Origin of the sequence: Salinibacterium sp. (genome assembly GCF_031364185.1) — a bacterium.
Classification (GTDB): Bacteria; Actinomycetota; Actinomycetes; order Actinomycetales; family Microbacteriaceae; genus Rhodoglobus.
Map to the genome: position 1 here is coordinate 1 of NZ_JANLVV010000294.1, position 2,785 is coordinate 2,785.

2 protein-coding genes and 1 pseudogene are annotated in these 2,785 nt (G+C 67.1%); all 3 read right to left on the bottom strand.

The genetic code is table 11. From position 1 onward, the window contains the following. Nucleotides 1-387: pseudogene (locus tag RMN95_RS12850) on the bottom strand (DUF6855 family protein); the annotation flags it as partial. Between the two features lie 128 nt (nt 388-515). Beyond that, complete coding sequence (locus RMN95_RS12855; protein WP_309617304.1) at nt 516-2,348, bottom strand: ABC transporter ATP-binding protein; 1,833 nt, start codon at nt 2,346-2,348, stop codon at nt 516-518. A 63-nt stretch (nt 2,349-2,411) separates the two neighbouring features. Next, on the bottom strand, nt 2,412-2,624 hold the full coding sequence (locus RMN95_RS12860) for a hypothetical protein (RefSeq protein WP_309617305.1): 213 nt from the start codon (nt 2,622-2,624) through the stop codon (nt 2,412-2,414). Between the last annotated feature and the right edge of the window lie 161 nt (nt 2,625-2,785).

Below are 2,785 nucleotides of genomic sequence, written 5' to 3' on the forward strand. Positions count from 1 at the left end.
AGATTGCTCGCATGCTGTTGTTGCGGGCGTCGTGGGTGAGTTCGGCCGTACCGAGTAGTTCGAGTAGCGGCGGAAGATACATCCCGAATCGACCTCGGTATCCCTTGCGCAGGCCGTACAGCCCCCGACCGGGTTCGCAGACGATCTGCCCCACGCCTCCACGGTGTTATCGGCGGCGGCCTTGCTCTCGTCGGCCGCCCCCAGGGCCACCCAACCGTCTTGCTGGCCGAGCCACGCGGTGAGATCCTCGACGGCCCTGGCCTGATACTTCAGGGTCGTGGAGCCGACCTGGCATACCAGCTCGTCGCCCTCGACGAACATCGTGTAGCGGGAGCTGCCCGGCGCCGTCACCAGTTGCCACGGGTCATCCTTCGTGCCTGCGTTCATGGCTGAACGGTACACCCGGCTCAGCGAAGAGCCCACGTGAGGTGCGGCGATCACATGATCGCACCCGGGCGGAAGGTGGCATCGCCGCACCTCGCAGGCTCACCCTGCCGGTGGGGGTCGGCACCCCGCTAGACGAGCAGTTGGTGTTTCGCGAGCTGCTTGTAGAGCGGCGTCGTGCTGACCAGCTCAGAATGGGTTCCGACGCCGACCACGCGGCCGTGGTCGAGCACGACGATCTGGTCGGAGTCGACCACGGTCGACAGCCGGTGGGCAATCACAATGAGCGTGCGATTCTCGGCGACGGCGTCAATGGCCTCGCGCAGCAATTGCTCGTTGAGCCCGTCCAGCGACGAGGTCGATTCATCCAGCAGCAGGATGGGCGCCGCCGCGAGCAGCGCGCGCGCGATCGCCAGCCGCTGGCGTTCGCCCCCGGAGAGCATGGTGCCGTCTTCGCCGACGGGTGCATCGAGGCCGAGCTCGTCGCGCTCCAGCACCTCGGTGAGGTTCACCGACTTCAGCACATCGATGCACTCCTGGTCCGAGGCATTCGGGGCGCCGATGCGCAGGTTCTCGCCGATGGTACCGGCCAGCACCGGAGCATCCTGTTCGACATAGCCGATCTGCGCACGCAGCTCGTCTCGATCGAGAGCCCGGATGTCGACGCCGCCCAGCCTCACCACACCGCCCTGCGGGTCGTAGAAGCGCTCGATGAGAGCAAGAATCGTGCTCTTTCCGGCGCCGGATGGGCCGACCAGTGCGGTGCGCTGGCCCCGAGCGGCCGAGAACGACACGCCGCGGAGGACGGCCCGGGGTGCGGTCTGCTCTGCGTCCGGATCCGCGGCAGCGTCGGCGGATTCCGCCACATACTCGAAGTCGACCTCGTGGAATGAGATCGCGGCGGTCGAGGGGATCGGCGGCAGCGCGTCATCCGCGATCCTGGAGTCTTCCTGGGTTTCGGTGGGCAGTCCGATGATCTCCTGGATGCGGCCGAGCGCGCCCAGCGCCTGATTCACCGAGTTGATGGCCCCGAACGCGGTGGTCAGCGGCATGATCATCATGAACAGGAACAGGATGAACGACACCAGGTTCGCGATGGTGATGGCGTCACTGGCCACCCTGAACCCGCCCACGCCCAGCACCATGAGCAGCGACACCTGCAGCGCGATCCCGGCCACGGGCACGACGAGTGCGGAGATCTTAGCGACCGCGATCCCCATGTCCCAGGCGCCCTTCGCATCCTTCTCGATGGTGGCGATCTCGCGGTCGGTGGCGTTGGATGCCCGCACCGTCCGGATCGCGCCAAGCGCCCGTTCGACGGCGGCGGCAAGGTCGCCCACCTTCTCCTGTTGCTTGCGACTGGCCACCCTGATGCGGCCCGAGAGCAGCACGACGGTCACCACGGAGATCGCGATGACCAGCACGGTCAGGCCGAGCAACAGCGGATCGATGAGAAGCATGGCGATCAGCGCACCCACGAAGACGAGTGCTCCACCGACGGCATCGACGAGCCCCTGGGTGATGACGGCGTAAAGCAGCGTGGTGTCTGAGCCGACGCGCGAGACCAGATCGCCCGTGCGACGGCGGTCATACTCGCTGATCGGCAGCCGAAGCATCCGGCGAATGAGCTGGCGGCGTGCCGAGAGCACGACCGAGGTTCCGGTGCGCTGCAGGAGGTAGTGCTGGAACCCGCTGATGATCGCCGCGGCCACAACCAGACCGACGAGCACCCAAACGAGAGTGCCAAGTGGATCGCCAGCCTGCACCCGGGTGATGACCTGGCTGACCAGCAGGGGTTGGGCGAGGGATGCGCCGGCGCCGATAATGCTGAGCCCGATGACGACGCCGAGAATCTTCTTGTGCTCGGCGAGGTAGGGCAGCAGCTGCCGGAAGGTGGCCCGGGGGCCACCGTCATCCTTGGCGCCGAAACGGGAGCGCGGGGGGCGTGCGTCAGAGTTACTCATGATTCCTTACAGTCTTGCGCGGTACGCCGCGGAGCCCTTACTCCGGCCGACGTGCCTGTGGTGCTACCGTCGGCCGTACTTCTTGTGCACCGCCTGGCGCGACACCCCGAGCGCGGTGGCGATCATCTGCCAGCGCATCCCGAGATTACGAGCCCTGCGCACGAGCGTAGCCTCGTGCCTATCCAACTCTGTCCGCATTTCGCTGACGGCGTGCAGAGCTTTCAGAGGGTCGTCGGCGCCGGCCTCCGAGGTCAGCGTTCTCATGGCGTCGGACATGCTGTCAACCATAGTTGACGCCTCCCGAACACGTCAACCCAGGTTGACCCACCTGGGTGTGGGGGGGGGAAAAAAAAAGCGGGGGGGGGGGGGGCGCCCCCCCCCCCGGGTTGTTTGACGGCCCCACACGCCCGGGGGGGGGGGGGGGGGCGGGGGGGGGG